This is a genomic window from Comamonas fluminis (genome assembly GCF_019186805.1).
GTDB lineage: Bacteria > Pseudomonadota > Gammaproteobacteria > Burkholderiales > Burkholderiaceae_C > Comamonas > Comamonas fluminis.
On the sequence record NZ_CP066783.1, the window covers coordinates 1651004 to 1667336 of the forward strand.

Annotated in this window: 13 protein-coding genes and 1 pseudogene; 6 read left to right on the forward strand and 8 right to left on the reverse strand. The window is 48.5% G+C overall.

From position 1 onward, the window contains the following. Positions 1–73: 73 nt before the first annotated feature. Both JDW18_RS07925 and JDW18_RS07930 read left to right on the forward strand, forming a co-directional pair. On the forward strand, positions 74–949 hold the full coding sequence (locus JDW18_RS07925) for a virulence RhuM family protein (RefSeq protein WP_246610333.1): 876 nt from the start codon (positions 74–76) through the stop codon (positions 947–949). Continuing rightward, positions 946–4029, forward strand: a complete 3084-nt coding sequence (locus tag JDW18_RS07930) for a type III restriction-modification system endonuclease (RefSeq protein ID WP_218243114.1) — start codon at positions 946–948, stop codon at positions 4027–4029. Before JDW18_RS07925 ends, JDW18_RS07930 begins: the two co-directional genes overlap by 4 nt. Before the next feature lie 304 nt (positions 4030–4333). Here JDW18_RS07930 and JDW18_RS07935 read toward each other — a convergent pair whose 3' ends face one another. The 6 genes and pseudogenes from JDW18_RS07935 to JDW18_RS07960 all read right to left on the reverse strand — a co-directional run bounded on the left by JDW18_RS07935 (position 4334) and on the right by JDW18_RS07960 (position 9839). Beyond that, a complete protein-coding gene (locus JDW18_RS07935) occupies positions 4334–5701 on the reverse strand; it encodes a hypothetical protein (protein WP_218243115.1) in 1368 nt (455 codons plus the stop codon). 164 nt (positions 5702–5865) lie between these two features. Then, on the reverse strand, positions 5866–6210 hold the full coding sequence (locus JDW18_RS07940; protein WP_218243116.1) for a helix-turn-helix domain-containing protein: 345 nt from the start codon (positions 6208–6210) through the stop codon (positions 5866–5868). Positions 6211–6304: 94 nt separating this feature from the next. Continuing rightward, on the reverse strand, positions 6305–7306 hold the full coding sequence (locus JDW18_RS22540) for a recombination directionality factor (protein WP_425514797.1): 1002 nt from the start codon (positions 7304–7306) through the stop codon (positions 6305–6307). A gap of 78 nt (positions 7307–7384) precedes the next feature. Then, positions 7385–7558 (reverse strand): annotated as a pseudogene (locus JDW18_RS22830) (recombination directionality factor); the annotation flags it as partial. 87 nt (positions 7559–7645) lie between these two features. Beyond that, positions 7646–8704, reverse strand: a complete 1059-nt coding sequence (locus JDW18_RS07955) for a YqaJ viral recombinase family nuclease (RefSeq protein WP_218243117.1) — start codon at positions 8702–8704, stop codon at positions 7646–7648. A gap of 151 nt (positions 8705–8855) precedes the next feature. After that, on the reverse strand, positions 8856–9839 hold the full coding sequence (locus JDW18_RS07960) for a DUF932 domain-containing protein (RefSeq protein ID WP_218243118.1): 984 nt from the start codon (positions 9837–9839) through the stop codon (positions 8856–8858). A 139-nt stretch (positions 9840–9978) separates the two neighbouring features. On the opposite strand from JDW18_RS07960, the gene JDW18_RS07965 reads away from it, so the two are divergent. The 4 genes from JDW18_RS07965 to JDW18_RS07980 all read left to right on the forward strand — a co-directional run bounded on the left by JDW18_RS07965 (position 9979) and on the right by JDW18_RS07980 (position 13889). After that, positions 9979–10134, forward strand: coding sequence for a hypothetical protein (locus tag JDW18_RS07965; protein WP_218243119.1), 156 nt, complete (start codon positions 9979–9981; stop codon positions 10132–10134). A gap of 624 nt (positions 10135–10758) precedes the next feature. After that, complete coding sequence (locus JDW18_RS07970) at positions 10759–11163, forward strand: helix-turn-helix transcriptional regulator (protein ID WP_246610337.1); 405 nt, start codon at positions 10759–10761, stop codon at positions 11161–11163. Between the two features lie 150 nt (positions 11164–11313). Next, a complete protein-coding gene (locus JDW18_RS07975; RefSeq protein ID WP_246610339.1) occupies positions 11314–12528 on the forward strand; it encodes a YagK/YfjJ domain-containing protein in 1215 nt (404 codons plus the stop codon). Positions 12529–12530: 2 nt separating this feature from the next. Further along, complete coding sequence (locus tag JDW18_RS07980) at positions 12531–13889, forward strand: DUF3987 domain-containing protein (RefSeq protein ID WP_246610341.1); 1359 nt, start codon at positions 12531–12533, stop codon at positions 13887–13889. A gap of 132 nt (positions 13890–14021) precedes the next feature. Here JDW18_RS07980 and JDW18_RS07985 read toward each other — a convergent pair whose 3' ends face one another. Together JDW18_RS07985 and JDW18_RS07990 are read right to left on the reverse strand one after the other, a co-directional pair. Beyond that, positions 14022–14981: a hypothetical protein gene (locus JDW18_RS07985; RefSeq protein WP_218243120.1), complete on the reverse strand. Its 960-nt coding sequence runs from the start codon at positions 14979–14981 to the stop codon at positions 14022–14024. A 1054-nt stretch (positions 14982–16035) separates the two neighbouring features. Further along, positions 16036–16263 (reverse strand): hypothetical protein, encoded by a 228-nt coding sequence (locus JDW18_RS07990; protein ID WP_218243121.1) that lies wholly within the window; start codon positions 16261–16263, stop codon positions 16036–16038. Between the last annotated feature and the right edge of the window lie 70 nt (positions 16264–16333).

Genomic DNA, 16333 nt, shown 5'->3' on the forward strand with positions numbered 1-16333 from the left:
GGCTGAGCTATTCCAAACCACTAAGCAAAATATTGCCAAGCACCTAAAGGCAATTTTTGCTGAAGGGGAGCTGGTGGCCGATTCAGTTGTCAACCAATGGTTGACAACTGCCGCCGATGGCAAAAGCTACCGAGTCAGTCACTACAACCTGGAAGCCATTTTGGCTGTGGGTTACCGGGTGCGTTCTGCGCGGGGCACACAATTTCGCCGCTGGGCCACAGAGCGCCTGGGTGAGTTCTTGCTCAAGGGCTTCACCATGGACGACGAACGGCTCAAGAACCCACCTGTAGCTGGGTCCGTGGTGCCCGACTACTTTGCCCAACTCCTGGAGCGGGTGAGAGACATTCGCGCCAGTGAGCGGCGCATGTATTTGCGGGTGCGCGAAATTTTCGCCATGGCGGCAGATTACGAGCCCACCTTGCCTGAGACCACGACATTTTTCCGCATCATCCAGAACAAGCTGCACTTTGCTGTGACGGGCAAAACAGCCGCTGAAATCATTCGTGACCGTGTGGATGCCGCGCAGCCCAACATGGGCTTGGTCACTTGGAAAGGCCAATGGCTGACCAAGGCTGATGTGACCGTGGCCAAGAATTATCTGACAGAGGGGGAGATTAGCGAACTCAACCGCATTGTGGTCATGTGGCTGGACTTTGCAGAAGACCAGGCCCTGCGCCGCAAGCAAGTGTTTTTGTCTGACTGGACTGCGAAACTGGATGCATTCCTGCAATTCAACGACCGGCAAGTGCTGCCGGATGCGGGCAAAGTGACCAAAAAGCAAGCCGATGCTAAAGCATTGAGCGAGTACGACAAATTTGCTGAGCAGCGCCGCTCCATGTTGGAGCGTGAAGGAGAGGCTGATGCGCTGAAAACCTTGATCACTGCCAGCAAAGCCATTCAGTCGAACGATGCACCGCCCCGTACCCCACAACGTAAAAAGAACCCATGAAGCTGCATTTTGAATCTGACCTTGCCTACCAAAAAGCCGCAATGGATGCTGTGTGCGATCTGTTCCGTGGGCAGGAGGTGTTTCACTCAGTGTTTTCCGTTGCCGCACCTGTGGCCACGGACGACAAGCAATACAGCTTTGAAGGCAAGCAGTTCTCCGACAGCGGTGGCGTAGGTAATGCCTTGAAGCTGCTGCCGGACGTTGAAATTACAGACAACCTGCAAAAGGTACAGCTGCGCAATGGTGTGCCGCCATCGGACAAGCTCAAGCCCAAGCAAGCGCTGGACTTTACCGTTGAGATGGAAACCGGCACGGGCAAGACCTATGTTTACCTGCGCACGGTGTTTGAGTTGAACGAGCGTTACGGCTTTACCAAGTTTGTGGTGGTGGTGCCGTCAGTGGCCATCAAGGAAGGGGTCAACAAAACCCTGCAAATCACCCGCGAGCACTTTGAGGGCTTGTACCCCGGTGCCAAGGGCTATGAGTTCTTTCAGTACAACTCTGATCGCTTGGGTGAGGTGCGCAACTTTGCGACCAGCCCCAATATTCAGATCATGGTCATCACTGTGGGTGCCATCAACAAGTTTGGTGATGAAGCAGCCGCTGCAGCAGAGGAGTCTGATGAAGCCAAGCGCCGCGAAAAATCCAAGAACAAGATGTACCGCGCCAGCGAAAAAACGGGTGGTGAGCGCCCGATTGACCTGATTCGCAATACGCGCCCCATCTTGATCGTGGATGAGCCGCAAAGCGTGGATGGCGGTATGGACGGCAAAGGCAAAAAAGCCTTGGCGCACATGGACCCCTTGTGCACGCTGCGTTATTCAGCCACCCATGTGGACAAGCACAACATGGTGTATCGGCTGGATGCGGTGGATGCGTATGAGCAAAAGCTGGTCAAGCAGATTGAGGTGGCCGCAGCCACTGTGCAAGGCGGTGGCAACAAGCCTTATGTGAAATTGCTGGAAGTCTCCAACAAGAAAAAAGGTGGGATCACCGCGCTGATTGAGGTGGACCGTGAAAATGCCTCTGGCGCTGTGCGTCGCGAAGCTATACCCGTGCAAGATGGCTTCGATCTGGAACAAGAGACTGGCCGCGCTATGTACGCTAATGTACGTATTGGCGAAATTCGCGCGGCCAAGGCGGACCAGTTTATTGAGCTGAAAGTGCCTGGTGGCGAAGAATTTTTACGTGTGGGCGAGGCGTGGGGCGATGTAGATCCCAAGGCCGTGCAGCGCGCCATGATTGCCCGCACGATCAAAGAACACCTGGACAAAGAAAAGCGCTTGCGCCCCTTGGGTGTGAAGGTGCTGAGCCTGTTCTTTATCGATGAAGTGGCCAAGTACCGCCAGTACGACGAACAGGGCAACGCTGTCAAAGGCGAGTATGCCTTGATGTTCGAGGAAGAATACAAGCGCCTGGCCAAGCACCCAGACTACCAAAGCCTGTTTAAAGAGGTAGACCTCTCTGCTGCGGCCAGCGAGGTGCACAACGGCTACTTCTCTATCGACAAGAAAAAAATTGGCGGTAAAACGGTGGAGGTGGTGAAGGACACCAGCGGCAGCACCGCTGCGGATGACGACACCTACAGCCTGATCATGCGTGACAAGGAAAAGCTGCTGAGCTTTTCATCGCCACTGAAGTTCATCTTCTCGCACTCGGCACTGAAAGAAGGCTGGGACAACCCAAACGTCTTTCAAATCTGCAATTTCTCCACCCGCGATACGGAGCGCTGGCGCCGTCAAACCATTGGCCGTGGCTTGCGCCTGTGTGTGAACCAAAAGGGTGAGCGCTTGCGTGGCTTTGAGGTGAACACCTTGACGGTGATTGCGACCGAGAGCTACGAGCAGTTTGCCGAAAACCTGCAGCGGGACATTGAAAAAGACACGGGCATTCAGTTTGGCATTGTCAAAGACCATGAGTTCGCAGGCATTGGCGTCGGCCAGGAAAACGGCGGTGTGGCTCCTCTGGGGTTTGACGCATCCAAGGCGCTGTGGGCACATTTGAAGTCACAAGGCTATATCGACGGCAAAGGCAAGGTGCAGGACACTCTGCGCACCGCGCTGAAGGACGGAACTTTGGTGCTGCCCGAACAGTTCTCTGCACAAAAAGAACAAATTGCCGCTGTGCTGAAAAAGATCACCGGCAAGCTGGAAATCAAAGATGCGGATGAGCGCGAGATTGTGCCCGTGCGCAAGTCGGTTCTTGTGAGCCCAGAATTCAAGGCGCTGTGGGATCGTATCAAGCACAAGACCACCTACCGCGTGCAGTTTGACAATGCCATGTTGATCAAAAAATGCATAGATGCTTTGAACGACATGCCCCCTGTGGCCAAGACGCGTCTGCTCTGGAAAAAGGCTGAAATGTCCATCACCAAAGCGGGGGTGGATGCATCGGAGGTCGCGGTTTCCAGCCCTGTAGCGATTGATGAAAACGACATCGAGTTGCCTGATGTACTGACCGATTTGCAGGATCGTACCCAGCTGACACGCAAAACGATTACACACATCCTCACTGAAAGCACCCGCCTTCACGAGTTCAAGCGCAATCCACAGCAATTCATTGAATTGGCGGCCGATGCCGTCAATCGATGCAAACGTTTGGCCTTGGTGGATGGGATCAAGTACCAGCGACTAGGTGATGACGATTACTACTCCCAAGAGTTGTTTGAAACCGAAGAGTTGACAGGCTACTTGAAGAACTTGGTGCTAGACACACCGAAGTCCGTATACCAACACGTGGTCTACGACTCAGGGACTGAACGTGACTTTGCCAAAGCCTTAGAGAAAAACGAGGCCGTAAAAGTCTATGCCAAGCTGCCCGGCTGGTTCAAAGTGTCCACACCCCTGGGAGCTTACAACCCGGACTGGGCTGTGCTGATTGAGCGTGAAGGCCAAGAGCGCTTGTACTTTGTGGTTGAGACGAAAAGCAGCTTGTTTGAAGACGACCTGCGTGACCGCGAGGGTAGCAAGATCAAGTGCGGGGCTGCGCACTTTGCAGCCTTGGCTGTTGGTGAAAACCCAGCAATCTACGGCAAGTTCAAAGATGTTAAAGGTTTAGTGGAAAAGGTCTTAGAGTATTAATTTTATCAACTGGTCAAAGAAAAAATAAAAAGCAATCCCGAACTGATTTCTCTCAGTTCGGGATTGTTTTATTTGGCTGCTACCCAGCCTTTTTCAGCTTTTATCATCGCAAAGGTTGCTTGATTTACTAAGATGTATTTTTGAAACAAATGCTCTGAATTTTCTGTGGCTCCAGACTCGATTATTTCGTGAAACTCATCTGAATTTATCGTTATTCTTACAGAAAGACGAAAAATAATAATGAATTTTATGAAGAAATATGCAACCCGAGGGTCGCATATTTAAATTAGAAACAGTAACTTGATTACTTTGTAAAACCCATAATCACATACCCATAAGAATCGCGGGGGTTTGTTGCTGTGGATACTAAGAAGTATGCGTAAGTTGTCTTTCCATTGATGACCGACTTGAATGCTTTGACCTTGATGTTGGCTGCTGGATTTTCTGCTTCTGATTGTATGACGCCAGTATCGCTGAAAGATTTTGCGACGCCATTGATTTCTACATGCGGAATTGGATCTGTACCAAATGGGGTGTATACCAAGGTGTCGTCAGCGGTGAAATGCGTTGTTCCAGTATTCTGGCAATATTCATATTCATGAAAAGTCTTACCAATCAACTCTTTACTGTCTGTTACTGGAATCCAGCCGTCAGAGATATATGCATAATGGGACATGAGTGATTCATTTTGGCAAAAAATCCCAAGTTGATTGCCCAGAAAACTCACTACTCCATTGTGTTCATACTCGCCAAACTTGGTCACATTGCCTTCGGCATTCATCATGATCTTGGAAACAAGAAGTCCTCGTTTGGGGTCTGGAATGGACATCACATAATCGCCACCAGTAGTGAGTGCACCACCCGCGCGGAAAGTTAGCATGTTCGGTGTGGTAAAGACCGTGCCCGCAAATGCTCCTTGGGTCAGAGGCTTGTCTGTGGAGGTGCTGTCCGCCGCTTCAGTTTGTGTGAGACCAATAGAAGTCAGGGCTGCACCATAGCTTTCCAACAGATCATCGGCAGCATCTCCCTTTTTGGCTGTGAAGGTGCTCGTCACTGGGTTGAAGCCATCAGGAAGAGCAGGCTTGCCAGGTAGGGTGTCCAAGGTTTGTGTCAGCTTGTTTTGCGCGTTGGTCAAAGCATCTGCAGAAATCTTGTTACTCAAATCGTTGCTTGTTGCTGTGTCATACCAAGCATTGGGCTTGCTGCCACTCATAATCGCGACCATCAAATCGGTCAACGGTGTGATATTGGCATTTCCTGCGCTGGCAATGACAGAGTGCAAAGTAGAGGTGCTTGGCAGGCCATTAGCTTGGCCGCCGGTGACGCGAATCACGCAAGGGTAGTCATTGCTCTTGAGAGTAGCTTTCCACAAACCTTCGGTATTTGTCGTTGTTGTCGTTGTAGTACCCGACGCGCACTTGAGTTCAACAGTTCCACCCACAATAGGAGAGCCCACGGCTGCGACACCACCTGCGGTCGTTGATACAGGCGTAGGATTTTCAGAATTGCCTGATCCACCATTGCCTGGATTGGTGGGGGTGGTTGGATTTGTTGGGGTGGTTGGGTTGCTTGGATTGGTTCCATCTCCTCCACCGCCGCATGCGGCCAGCAGTGCAACCATGACGGCGCTCAATGCCATTTGAGCGATTCCCTTGTTCGATATTTTCTTCATTGGTTCCCTCATCGATGATTTATTGAATGTGAATACCCACTTGAGTAGTCTTTTCTTTGCATGCAAAAATGGATGCCTTTTAGCTGCATCCAGTCTTGATAGTATTAGTTTACGGTTAGTAACTAATAGATACTTGAATGAATTTTTGGTGGTTGAAATTTTTATTAATTGGGATGCTTTCCTTGTTGGATGTGTACTTGGGCGCGTTTTGAAAAATTCCGGAATTGAATGACTTGGCCATGTGACTGTTGATGCGAAAAATAGTCATCCAAAGCTGCAAAGAATTCCGAAGGCTTGAGTTGAAGAGCGGTGATGATGATTTCCATATTGGCCAGAGTGATGTTTCTTTCACCCCGCTCCACCCCGCCCATGTAGCTGCGGTCTAGACCACAGTAGTACGCAAAGCTCTCTTGAGAAAATCCTCGTGTTTTTCGAAACTCCCGCACCATCTGGCCAAAGGCCACAAGGACGGGCAATCTCGTTGCATTGGTGGAGGGGTGCTGTTCCATGGGGCGCTATCGTTGCTGTAAGCCCGGTGAATAGCCACAGACAAAAAGTCCACGGCTTTTGCAGACACCGGGCCGAAGCTCACGGTCTCAAGGTTCACGGTCTTTGCATATACGGGCTATGCGTACCATTACCGCGTCTGGCATTTGCGGATGTCATCGGCGGGCGAAGTAGGGCCGCTTGGTTCGGCCTCGTAGACATCACCTGCATGTCCTCTTGCAAGTCCGAATCGACGGTGTCACCGTTAATCGGCGCAAGCTGTCCTGGAACAAGCAGTGGATCAGTTTCTTCTGGATAGAACTCCTCCACGATATCGGCCGCTTCATCAGGCGAGTCTTCAAAGCTGCCGTTTGCATATCCCAGGCGTGCAGCAGCATCCAAAGCCGTTTGATCAAACCCAGCCGCTTGGCGTTGGGCCGTGAGTTCTTGAGCTTGTGCAATGGCTGCATTCAAAGACAAGCCACTGCGTACGATCAGGTCGGCATAGTAGATGGCAGAGCGATGCGATTGCGTGGTGGATTTGCCGCGTAGCTTGAGCTCTAGCGGCATGGACGCTAAATGCCCACCAGACACTGCCGCAAAGTACTGCAGCCTGGCCGCCAACGTTCGGATGCTGTTGAATCCCGTTGTTCGAAACACAAAGCTGCCCAGTTCATCGCTGTCACCGATGACTAGATTCAAGCGCCCATAGGGCTTGCAACCGTCCTTGCCAAACATGCAGGTATCAGGCCCAGGGCAAGGCATGGACTCCAACCCTTTGCTTGTCACACGTTTGCAGTTTTCTCCATCGCCCACACAGACTGGACGTGCTGTGCTGCGATCAAACAAGGTGTAGTTGGCTCGCAGATTCAGATCGGGGTCATTGAACAGCACACGAACCGGAATACTGCGCAGTTTGCGCCGTACAAATGCCGAAGATGAGGAGGACAAGGGCGGTGAAGCCGATGGTGCACTTGGCGAAGGTTCAACAGACTGATCTTCATTCGAAGTTGCAGCCGAGCTCTCTTGCAGTCCCATTTTTTCTTTGAGTGAACGCTTGCCATTACGAGCTGGTCTTACCGTTGCATCTGCTTGGACTTCAGTGGTTGAAGTCGTAATGTTGTGCCCATCTTCAGCACCATCAGACAAGGAAGGCGGCATGCCTTCCTTTATGCCGCTTTGCTGCGTGTCTGCAACTCGGCGCAGAGCTTCATCCAATGGATGCAAGATCCATTGGCCCCGTGACTGCACTTGCGTGGTAATCGTGAATTCATCATCCTTCTCGGGCAGGCGCTTGCCATTGCGCTCGACCACCTTGCCGATGGCAATCCGGCCAATCACCGGGGGCGTAATCATCAAACCTTTGATCATGTTGATCTCCAAAAAACAAAGCCCTCCAGGGCTAAACCAAGGAGGGCAGGGGGTGGGTTAAAACGTGGTCTTGTGTCCCAAGCCGTTTCATTGCTCAGGCTCATACACACAGAAGCGCCGTGAGCCGGGTTTGGGGCTCATAAAGCGCTTGGCCAGCGTTGGATGTGCTTGGACAAACTCACTTGTGTTGAAAGCTTGCCCATCTTGGCTGCGCTTCCAAGTGACAGAGCCACCGCAGGCAAAAAGGGCCTTGCTGGCTTCACCCATGTGCATCTGAATGCGTTGACGTAGACGGGCTTCACGCTTTTGCACGGTATCCAGGTCCGTGCGGACTTGCAGCAACTCCTCAAACGTAGCGTTGAGCTCCTCGTCTTCGCTGAGATCCACCTGCTCATCGGCACTTTTCGGATATAGGCAGCGCAAGGCCTTATCGCTGCTGTCTGAGCCATCACCGGCAGGTGCAATGCCTTGCTGGACCAGGTCCCAGAACTGCTTCTCCAAAGCGATCAGACGAGCGATCAAGGCTTCATCTCGCTCAATCCGAAACACACGCAGTTCCTGACCACCGATCAGTACCGCTACGTCAGCAGCAAAATGGCCAGTCACGGCCAACTGATGCATCACCTGCAGTTGAACGTACTCGGGAACACCGTCACGCCATAGACGAGCGCCATGAATGCCAGCCGTCTTGCATTCCAGAATCTGAACATCTGGAGCACCAACAACTTCCCGGTCGACATTCGCAAGCATCCAGGGATGCTCGGGGTGCTGTAGAACCGCATTCACTCGGCGCACCTTATTACCTTTGCGCTTGGTGTAATGGGCTGCCACGATAGGTTCAAGCATCGTTCCCCAGAACATAGGGCTGGTGTCATCGTTGGGATCGACGGTTGGCAGCAGGTCTGCCTTGCCCGTCTTTTGCATCCACAACTCCAGCTGTGACTGGTAGGGGTTCAGGCCAATGGCCGCAGCAGCATCTGAGCTGCCAATGCCAGTACGGCGAACCTCTAGCCAATCATCACGCTCTAGATTCTTGGTGGACACCAGCCGCAAAGCAGCACCCTTGCGAGGAGGTGTATGTGGAGTGTTGTGAGCAATAGAAGATCCATCATTCAGATTGCCCAGATCGCGAATATGAACAGACATCAAAATCTCCTGGCCCGCAAATTGCAGGCATAAAAAAGCCACCTCAAAAGGTGGCTTCATGGGGTGGAAAACATAGAAAGTAAAAACCGTGTGATGCGTCCCAACACGGACAACAAGGTCTGCAGTTAGTCATCGTCATCGCATCAACCTATCAGGCCACCAACTGCAGTGCATGATCGAGTGCTCGTTGCTTGATCACAGCCCCTTGACCAAACCAGGCACTGTCCAGACGGTTGTCCTGGCTGCGGGCTTGCTTTTCATGGTCAATGAACTCGGTCACAGAACACAGAAGACCCCAGGCCGTGTCCTTGGCTGCATGCATCTCTGCACCACGGCCATGGCCCTCATAGAGCATTTGCACCTTCTTGAGGGCTCGCTCATTGGTCAGGCCCACAGACATATCTGAATGGGCATCTGTATTGCAGATCACTTTGAGGAAATAATTCATCGCCTCGTGGGTCTTGACCTTGCGCTCCGCCAGCGTCTTCATGCGGTACATAAAACTGTCCCACTGACCAACTGCCACGCCCAACTGGCGCTTGACCGCCTGGGCATCGAAAGCCGTACTGTGAGGCACCTTAACGGCCCCTACGCCATCGCGCAGAGCAATCGTCAATGTGTTGTTGCAGACCACCCGTACAGTCGTTGGCATTGCTACCGTGGCCAGCGTCCCATCACAGGACGTAGCCAACAGCAAATAGCCATTGACCACATCATTGCCCTTGAGCGCAGTCGACTTGCCGGTACGGGCCAAGGCCCAGAATTTGCGTCCGGCCTTGAGCACTCCCGCAGTTTCCAACTCATAGCCGGCCACTTCTGTCAGGTCACGGTAGAACTCCAGAACCTCACGAGGCTGGACTACCTGGTAGCGACTGCCCACAACAGATAAGGGTACTTGCGTGTCACTGCGATAAAGCACCTTCTGATCAGTGAACTCCTTGGGTTCACCGTAGAGACCTGAAAGCCCAGAGTCGGCATCGGCTGCCAGATAACGCACAGGCGTCTCCTGAATACGCCAATCCATGCCTGCGGCTTGCGCCCAGATATCAATGCTCTGCTTGGCGGGTAGGGCATGACCGAGTTCATGCCAAGGGGTTTGGCCGGTATAGGCCATTGTTTCTACGAGATGAGACATACATGCTCCTTTGTATTGAATGAGACTTATTCAATGAATTAGTGCCAGGTCTAGATAACAGTCAGAGTGCTCAGAGAGGATTGCCAAGTGAATGAGAGAAGGTGTGATTGCAGCTCAAACACTTGAAGTCATTAAGAACATGAGCATCAAAGGTTTCGCCAACTGCAGAGCCGACCTCGCAGCCAATCGAGCAACCCACCAAGCCACCAAGAACGGCACCTGCAGCACCACCAATGGATGCGCCAGCAGGCCCAAGCAGCGCACCAGCGATACCGCCGAGTTGAGCGCCACGTAACGCGCCGGAGAACCCGCCAGCGGCTCCGGCAATTGAGCCCAAGAATCCACCTGCTTTGCGACCCCAACATCGTTGAATGACTTTGAGACTGCCGCAGATAGGGCATGGGCAAGGGTGAGGGGGGAAGGTGTTCATCAAAAGTGCTCCGATCGTTGAAATACCGCCTACACCTCAATGCTTGTCAGCAAGGGATTGAGGTGTCGGCGGGAGCGCTGCAGTAGCGACTCGAAGCAGTGATATGTGGATCAAAAATATTGGATTGGAATATCTATTTTTTTAAAGTTGTGTAGTTATTACAACGAAATTTTTCTTTAGACGGGTTGCGAAAGAGGTTGAAAAGGGGTCGCGTGCCTTGCTCTTCAACGGATCTTGCATGCGAAATTTGCAGCTTTCGGGGACAAAAAATTAGTGCCATTCCCCTTGGTATGGAACTAATTTTTCAGATTGTTCGCACGTTCGCACAGCTTCGAATCTTGCTGTGAAATAGGGTAGGAGTCACCTATCAAAGACGTAAGAGTAAGTCAATAGACCTGCTTGTCTGTCAGACCTCGCCAAGCAGCTGCCTCGTGGGTAAAGGCCCTTTTCGATTCAATCGGGGACATCGAAACAGCCAAGGAAAACCTCATGAATCCGACCTCTCGCATTTCGGCAATTACTGTTGAAAGCAACTCCCTTATGTCGAATGCTGCTCAGGCAGAAGCTGTATCTCAAGATAGGCTAGTTTGCGCGAATACTTCATTCCAATTGGATTCTGGTATCGAACATCGGAAAGAAGAGCGGCGAGCCATATTGCACTCTACTTATCAAAGCCCCGATCTGGATTTGAAAGCCATCATACGTCTACCACAGTGCGCGAAATTGCTGGGGCTCTCCCGCTCCACTATGTATTTGCGTCTGAATCCCAAGAGCAAGTATTACGACCCGAATTTCCCGAAACCCATTCAACTTGGGATGAAGGCTGTAGGGTGGAAGTTGGCAGATGTCTATTTTTATATTGAGAGGCTGAAATATAAAGAAGCAGACCAATGAAATGGGTACTAAATTTCAAAAAAATTATATTTGAATTCAGACTAGAAAGCACAAAATTTTTGCGCTGATCTAGAGGGTTTTGGTATTTTTGGAGAAATTTAGATATTTTAATTAATTGGGTATTTAGTAACTTAATATAAGAGATTAATAATGAGTGATGTACATGTGAACTTAAGTGTGAATGAATTCATTCGTCATGAGGGCTTCTTTAATAGAGAAGAAGAAGAAGAAACTATTCCTGGTTTTGTAGGCGAGGTGCTTATTGACGCATGCAAAGTAATTTATGAGTTCACCGCGAGAACTCCTCATGTCTATCCATTTCCTGATGGTGATGTCGGAAATAATATTGGTTTGAGAAGTTATCAGGAATCTTTGATTACATGCGTATCTGAGATAGCGAGTCCCAATTTATTGGATGGTGATATATCAACTGATGCATTTCATCTCGTAGCATCTCCTGAAATTACATCTATTCTGGATGTATTAAAGAGTTGGACTTTGAATAGGATACTTGTCAATGATCGACTATTCGATATTTTTAATAACTTTGATTTTAATACCTATCGATTGATGTCTCTTGCCCAACTGAGTACTGTGCATCAGGAGTTGAATTATCTTTCTAAAGTATTACGTCAAAGACTGATGGAGGGTGGGCACCGAGAAAAAGTGCACAGTTTCAAACGAAATTCTACTAAAAACTATAGCCAGGTAATAAAAATGGCTGAAGCTAAGTGGAAGAGATTTAGAAAAATATTATTGATGAGATTGGACTGGGGTTATAAATCTACTATTCCCGATAGGCGGGGAATTTTCTTGTCTTCGCAGGACTTTGACCAGCGTTTCAAGGTGGTATGCGAATATCGGGATAAGCAGCTCAAGGCGCTTCGAAAAAAGTATAAAGAAGACTTGGTATTTTATGTCTGGAAGATCGAATACGGGCCAATCAAAGGGCTGCATATCCATTGGCTAATTGGCCTTAATGGGAGCAAGCATCAAGATCGCATCAATGTGCCCAAAGCCATTTGCCAGATGTGGGATGCCATTATTGACAACACCAATACCTACACATTTAACCTGAGTGCTCTGCAATGGCAAGAAGACCCCATCTTGCGAGTGATTGACTACTCCGATCCTTTGTTATGGCCCATTGTGGGTGGGTATGCTGAGTACCTCACGAAGGTCGACTATGTAGTGCATTTGAGAGCTCCTAAAGGGATGCGCGCATTCGGCGCCTCCAAGATTCCCAAAGTTGTCAAACGCAAAACAGGTCCTAAGAGAAGTAAACCGGAACAAGTTGTCGATCCACGTGCTGTGCGTCGTTCATTACGTGAACTGACGGAAGTGAAGGCAAACAAAGGGAATTGATTATGAACAGAGCACCTTCTTACCCTCTGCATTGTTTGCAGTCACTCGGCTGTGATTTCGCCCAATGTATTGTAGATGCCACGCAAGCTAAGACAGCGCTGGTGGGGCCTGTGGTACTAGCAGCAATGGCTGCAGCAGTACAGGGGACTGTGGACATTGATACACCCTTCTTTACAGTCATGCCTGCTAGCCTCTACGTCTCTGTGATTGCGGAGTCTGGGATGCGTAAATCCACAGTGATTAAACATGCATTTCATGGATTTCGTGACTTCGAGGCAGCCTTCAATGGACGTCAATCAGGCGAGATACATTTTTGTGAAATTGGTGCGCACCCCTATGTTTGGGAGGATGCGTCTGAGGGAGGCATTGTCAGTCTTTTTGGTAAAGGTGCGCAGGCTGCGGCCATTGTGATGGACGAAGGTGGAATGCTTGCCAAGCATCTCGATATTCAATCCATGTGTAAGCGATTTGATGGGAGTGACTTACGCGTAATTCGTAAGCATGAGTTCATTCAGATACCGAATACAAGGACGACGTTTTGCATGGCCATCCAGGATGCGGTGTACGCTGATTTTTTGGGGAGTGCACAGGCAACAACGATGATGCCTTCAGGCCTGCATGCCCGCAACCTTTATTCCTTTACTAAAACGTCATTTGCGGAAAATAGATATTCTGCTCGAAATGCTTCGGACCCACAGGCGCAACCATTTAATACCCGTGTTCGTGAATTGATGAATGGCTACAGAAATATCTTAACTTCCTCGTGTCCGAGAAGTCGTCTTGAGCTCTCACCTGCAGCTCTGGAATGCTGGAAAATTGCGGGAGGTGAATGGCATCAGAAAAAATTATTTGCTAAAGAGTGGATAAAGCTGAGGTCATTTTTGGAGCGTGCTGGTGAGCAAGCATTGAGAGTCGCTGCAGTACTTCAATGGTTTAATGAGCCGAAACCAACGATTGATTTACCAATGATGAAAGCAGCCATTGAGTTGCTCAATTGGCATCTCGAGCAAGCATTGATGGGATTGGGAGAATCCGAGGATGCTATAAGTAAACCGCGTGTGCTTGATCTTGCCGACGTCTTATTTGCTTATATGCAGAAAAAAAATGCTGATGATTCGTCAAATTTATTTTACAGAATAGATTTGCTACGCAAAGGACCTAAATGTCTGCGTAAGGCTCAAAAACTTGATTTTGCTATCAATAAACTGTGGGCTCAAAATAAGGTTAATGTTTATGTAGATAGCAAGAAGAGAATTATGGTGGAAATGAGTTTTAATTTGTCGGATCTAATATCAGAACGAAGTGAAAATGAGGAAAAAAGACTGACGCTTATTTACGAGCAGCGATATTTAAATAAGTAGCGTTGTCTGCTTAAAGAGGCAAATTTTTTGATCTAAAACCCGTCATTTTAAAAATACGGGTGTTAATATTTTTGTTGAAAATATTATTTATTGACCACGTATTTGTATTTTGATCATCTTTAAATTGAAAAATCAAATTTTGATAGGTGATTCGTCTATTTGCACTTTATGGGATACTTTGTATTTTAAATGAAATTCTTCTATCTCTTTTTTCAATTTTTTATCTTTCTTGACCCATTCTCTTATCTTTCGCAATAATCCATCCGCTCTTAAATTGGAGCCATAATAAATAATTTTTCTACTGCCTTCTTCTTGGGTGCCTATTTGGCTTTGAAATTCATTTAGAATTAGTTCAATATTTTCATAGTGTTTTTTATGCATATGAGCAATAGAGGGAGATTTATCTTTTTCAATTGGACGATTTTTTGAAAAGTAGTCGTTAATATTTTCCAATAAAATGTGTTCGCCATAATTTTTAACATTGCCGCCATATTTGGCTATATTTTTCCTTTCTGTTTTGTTAACTGCATTTTTATGAGAGTTAAGTAATTCAAGAAAAATTATCTGAATGGAAAAAATTCTGCTTATAATTAAATTTTGGTATTGGGGGTCAGATAAATAACTTTTATTGTAAAATGAATTGATTATTTTAATTTCAATTGGTTGATTATATATATTTGGATGGTTTTCTTTTTGTTCTTGTTTTAATTGATTTATGCAACTGTAGTCAGATATTAATTCCTGGATGTTGTTGAATAGACTAACATATGCGGCTTGAATTTTGTTGTGTGGTTTTGTTTCGATAAATTTTTTCTCCCCAAGTAGTCTAATTTTTTCTGAAAAAGATATTTCGTCAATGATGTTGCTAAAGGGTAGTACTTCTATTATTTGTTTCCTATAATTCCTTTCTGTGAGTTGAATTGATTTAATTGATTCTGTAAATATATTTTCTAGCTTCTGAGGTAAATTTGGAATAAATTTATTTGTGGCGTTCAATACTAAACCCGCTTCGGAGTCATCTGTAATAAGCAGATTCTTCATAGATTCAGATGGTTTTATATAAAATGGAACTGTGCCGATAATTGAGTTCATTGATTTGTAGAGTAATTTTGATTTGTTATCTTATTGGTGTTTTATATGCCGGATGATTACCTCGATCCTAAACACTATCTGTTTTTTCGCGCTCCGGGCAACTATGTAAGAGGCAATGTCACCCATGCAAACTATCCAGAGTACAAAGTCATGCTTGTGTCCCTGTACTAGAACGTCCGTACCACCCCTGTTATATGTGTCGAGATTGTGACCAGAAGCGAGACTAACAGCGCCCGGCGTCACCGAACAAACGAGGACTTCTCATAACCCCTAAATGTTTCATTTTTTAGTTGCAACCCATTGATTTCATTGAGTTGAAATTTCAAGAAATGAGGTTTTGAGAGGTTCCCAAACGGTCTATTTGTTGATTACCACATAGCAGTGATCCATTGATATGTAGCTTTGCAAGGGATCAAAGGGGCGGCCTGACGCTTACATCGGCAATTGTTGCTGAGGCCGTGAACCGAGGGTGGAAAAGCTACAGAGCCTCCGAGCAATTTGGAAGAAGTACAACAAAGCCTTGAAATTCCGAGGCGACTTGATGTGGGGAGTGATCGTGTGATAGGTGGCTGTGAGGGCTGGCAGTCGGGCTGAACCGACTGGTGATATCTAAGGCGGTTTCGCAGCGATTGCGGTCGTTAAGGGGCGCCTCGCGACGGACTGGAAGAGAATCCTAAGCAGTCAGTACAAGTCGGGATCGACCACACCATGATGCAGGCCTAACGGGAGCGGGTAAAAAGCGCGGCTGCTTAGCAGGCCGAGCAAAGTGCATCAAATCCAAAGAGGCTGGAACGTAGCGCCCTACACTCATAGCAGCAGGTCGAGTAGTAGTGCTCAACGATGCAAGATAGCTCAAGCGGTAACCAACGCGCTTAAAAAGGTGGTTAGCCTCACGTAGGTACCGGAAAGGAAGCAGTGAGCCGAGGGAAGACTAGGACAAATTCACCATGCTCGTGGCGTGCGCAAACGGCAGGGCTGCCACCCCATACGGGCCTTTATAGGAACGCATGAGTACGAATGCCACGCCCGCATGGCATGGCATGGCATCCGAGCCTTAGTCTTCGATGTTCCCCAGCTCCAAGGCAACCATCAACTTGTGACCGATGTGCGAACCCTCGATGGTCCAGAAGATGTGTTCGATATCCTTGATGCGGAAGCACTGGCCACTCTGGGGGTGGGTGTACCAAGCCACGTCTCCCAGACCTCGATGGTTGAAGCGGTCGCCAATCGAAAGCGCAGGGAACGAGTTGGTAGCCTCGGCATGCCAGACAGGGTCGTTCATGAAAGAGTCTTCGTAGACCTCGAGGTGATAATTGACTGGCAGTGCGTTCACGTGAACTCCTTGTTAAAAA

Coding starts and splice junctions, on each gene's coding strand:
- JDW18_RS07930 (WP_218243114.1), top strand. CDS start 946: ATGAAGCTGCATTTTGAATCTGACCTTGCCTACCAAAAAGCCGCAATG.
- JDW18_RS07935 (WP_218243115.1), bottom strand. CDS start 5,701: ATGAAGAAAATATCGAACAAGGGAATCGCTCAAATGGCATTGAGCGCC.
- JDW18_RS07940 (WP_218243116.1), bottom strand. CDS start 6,210: ATGGAACAGCACCCCTCCACCAATGCAACGAGATTGCCCGTCCTTGTG.
- JDW18_RS07955 (WP_218243117.1), bottom strand. CDS start 8,704: ATGTCTGTTCATATTCGCGATCTGGGCAATCTGAATGATGGATCTTCT.
- JDW18_RS07960 (WP_218243118.1), bottom strand. CDS start 9,839: ATGTCTCATCTCGTAGAAACAATGGCCTATACCGGCCAAACCCCTTGG.
- JDW18_RS07965 (WP_218243119.1), top strand. CDS start 9,979: ATGAGCATCAAAGGTTTCGCCAACTGCAGAGCCGACCTCGCAGCCAAT.
- JDW18_RS07970 (WP_246610337.1), top strand. CDS start 10,759: ATGAATCCGACCTCTCGCATTTCGGCAATTACTGTTGAAAGCAACTCC.
- JDW18_RS07975 (WP_246610339.1), top strand. CDS start 11,314: ATGAGTGATGTACATGTGAACTTAAGTGTGAATGAATTCATTCGTCAT.
- JDW18_RS07980 (WP_246610341.1), top strand. CDS start 12,531: ATGAACAGAGCACCTTCTTACCCTCTGCATTGTTTGCAGTCACTCGGC.
- JDW18_RS07985 (WP_218243120.1), bottom strand. CDS start 14,981: ATGAACTCAATTATCGGCACAGTTCCATTTTATATAAAACCATCTGAA.
- JDW18_RS07990 (WP_218243121.1), bottom strand. CDS start 16,263: ATGAACGACCCTGTCTGGCATGCCGAGGCTACCAACTCGTTCCCTGCG.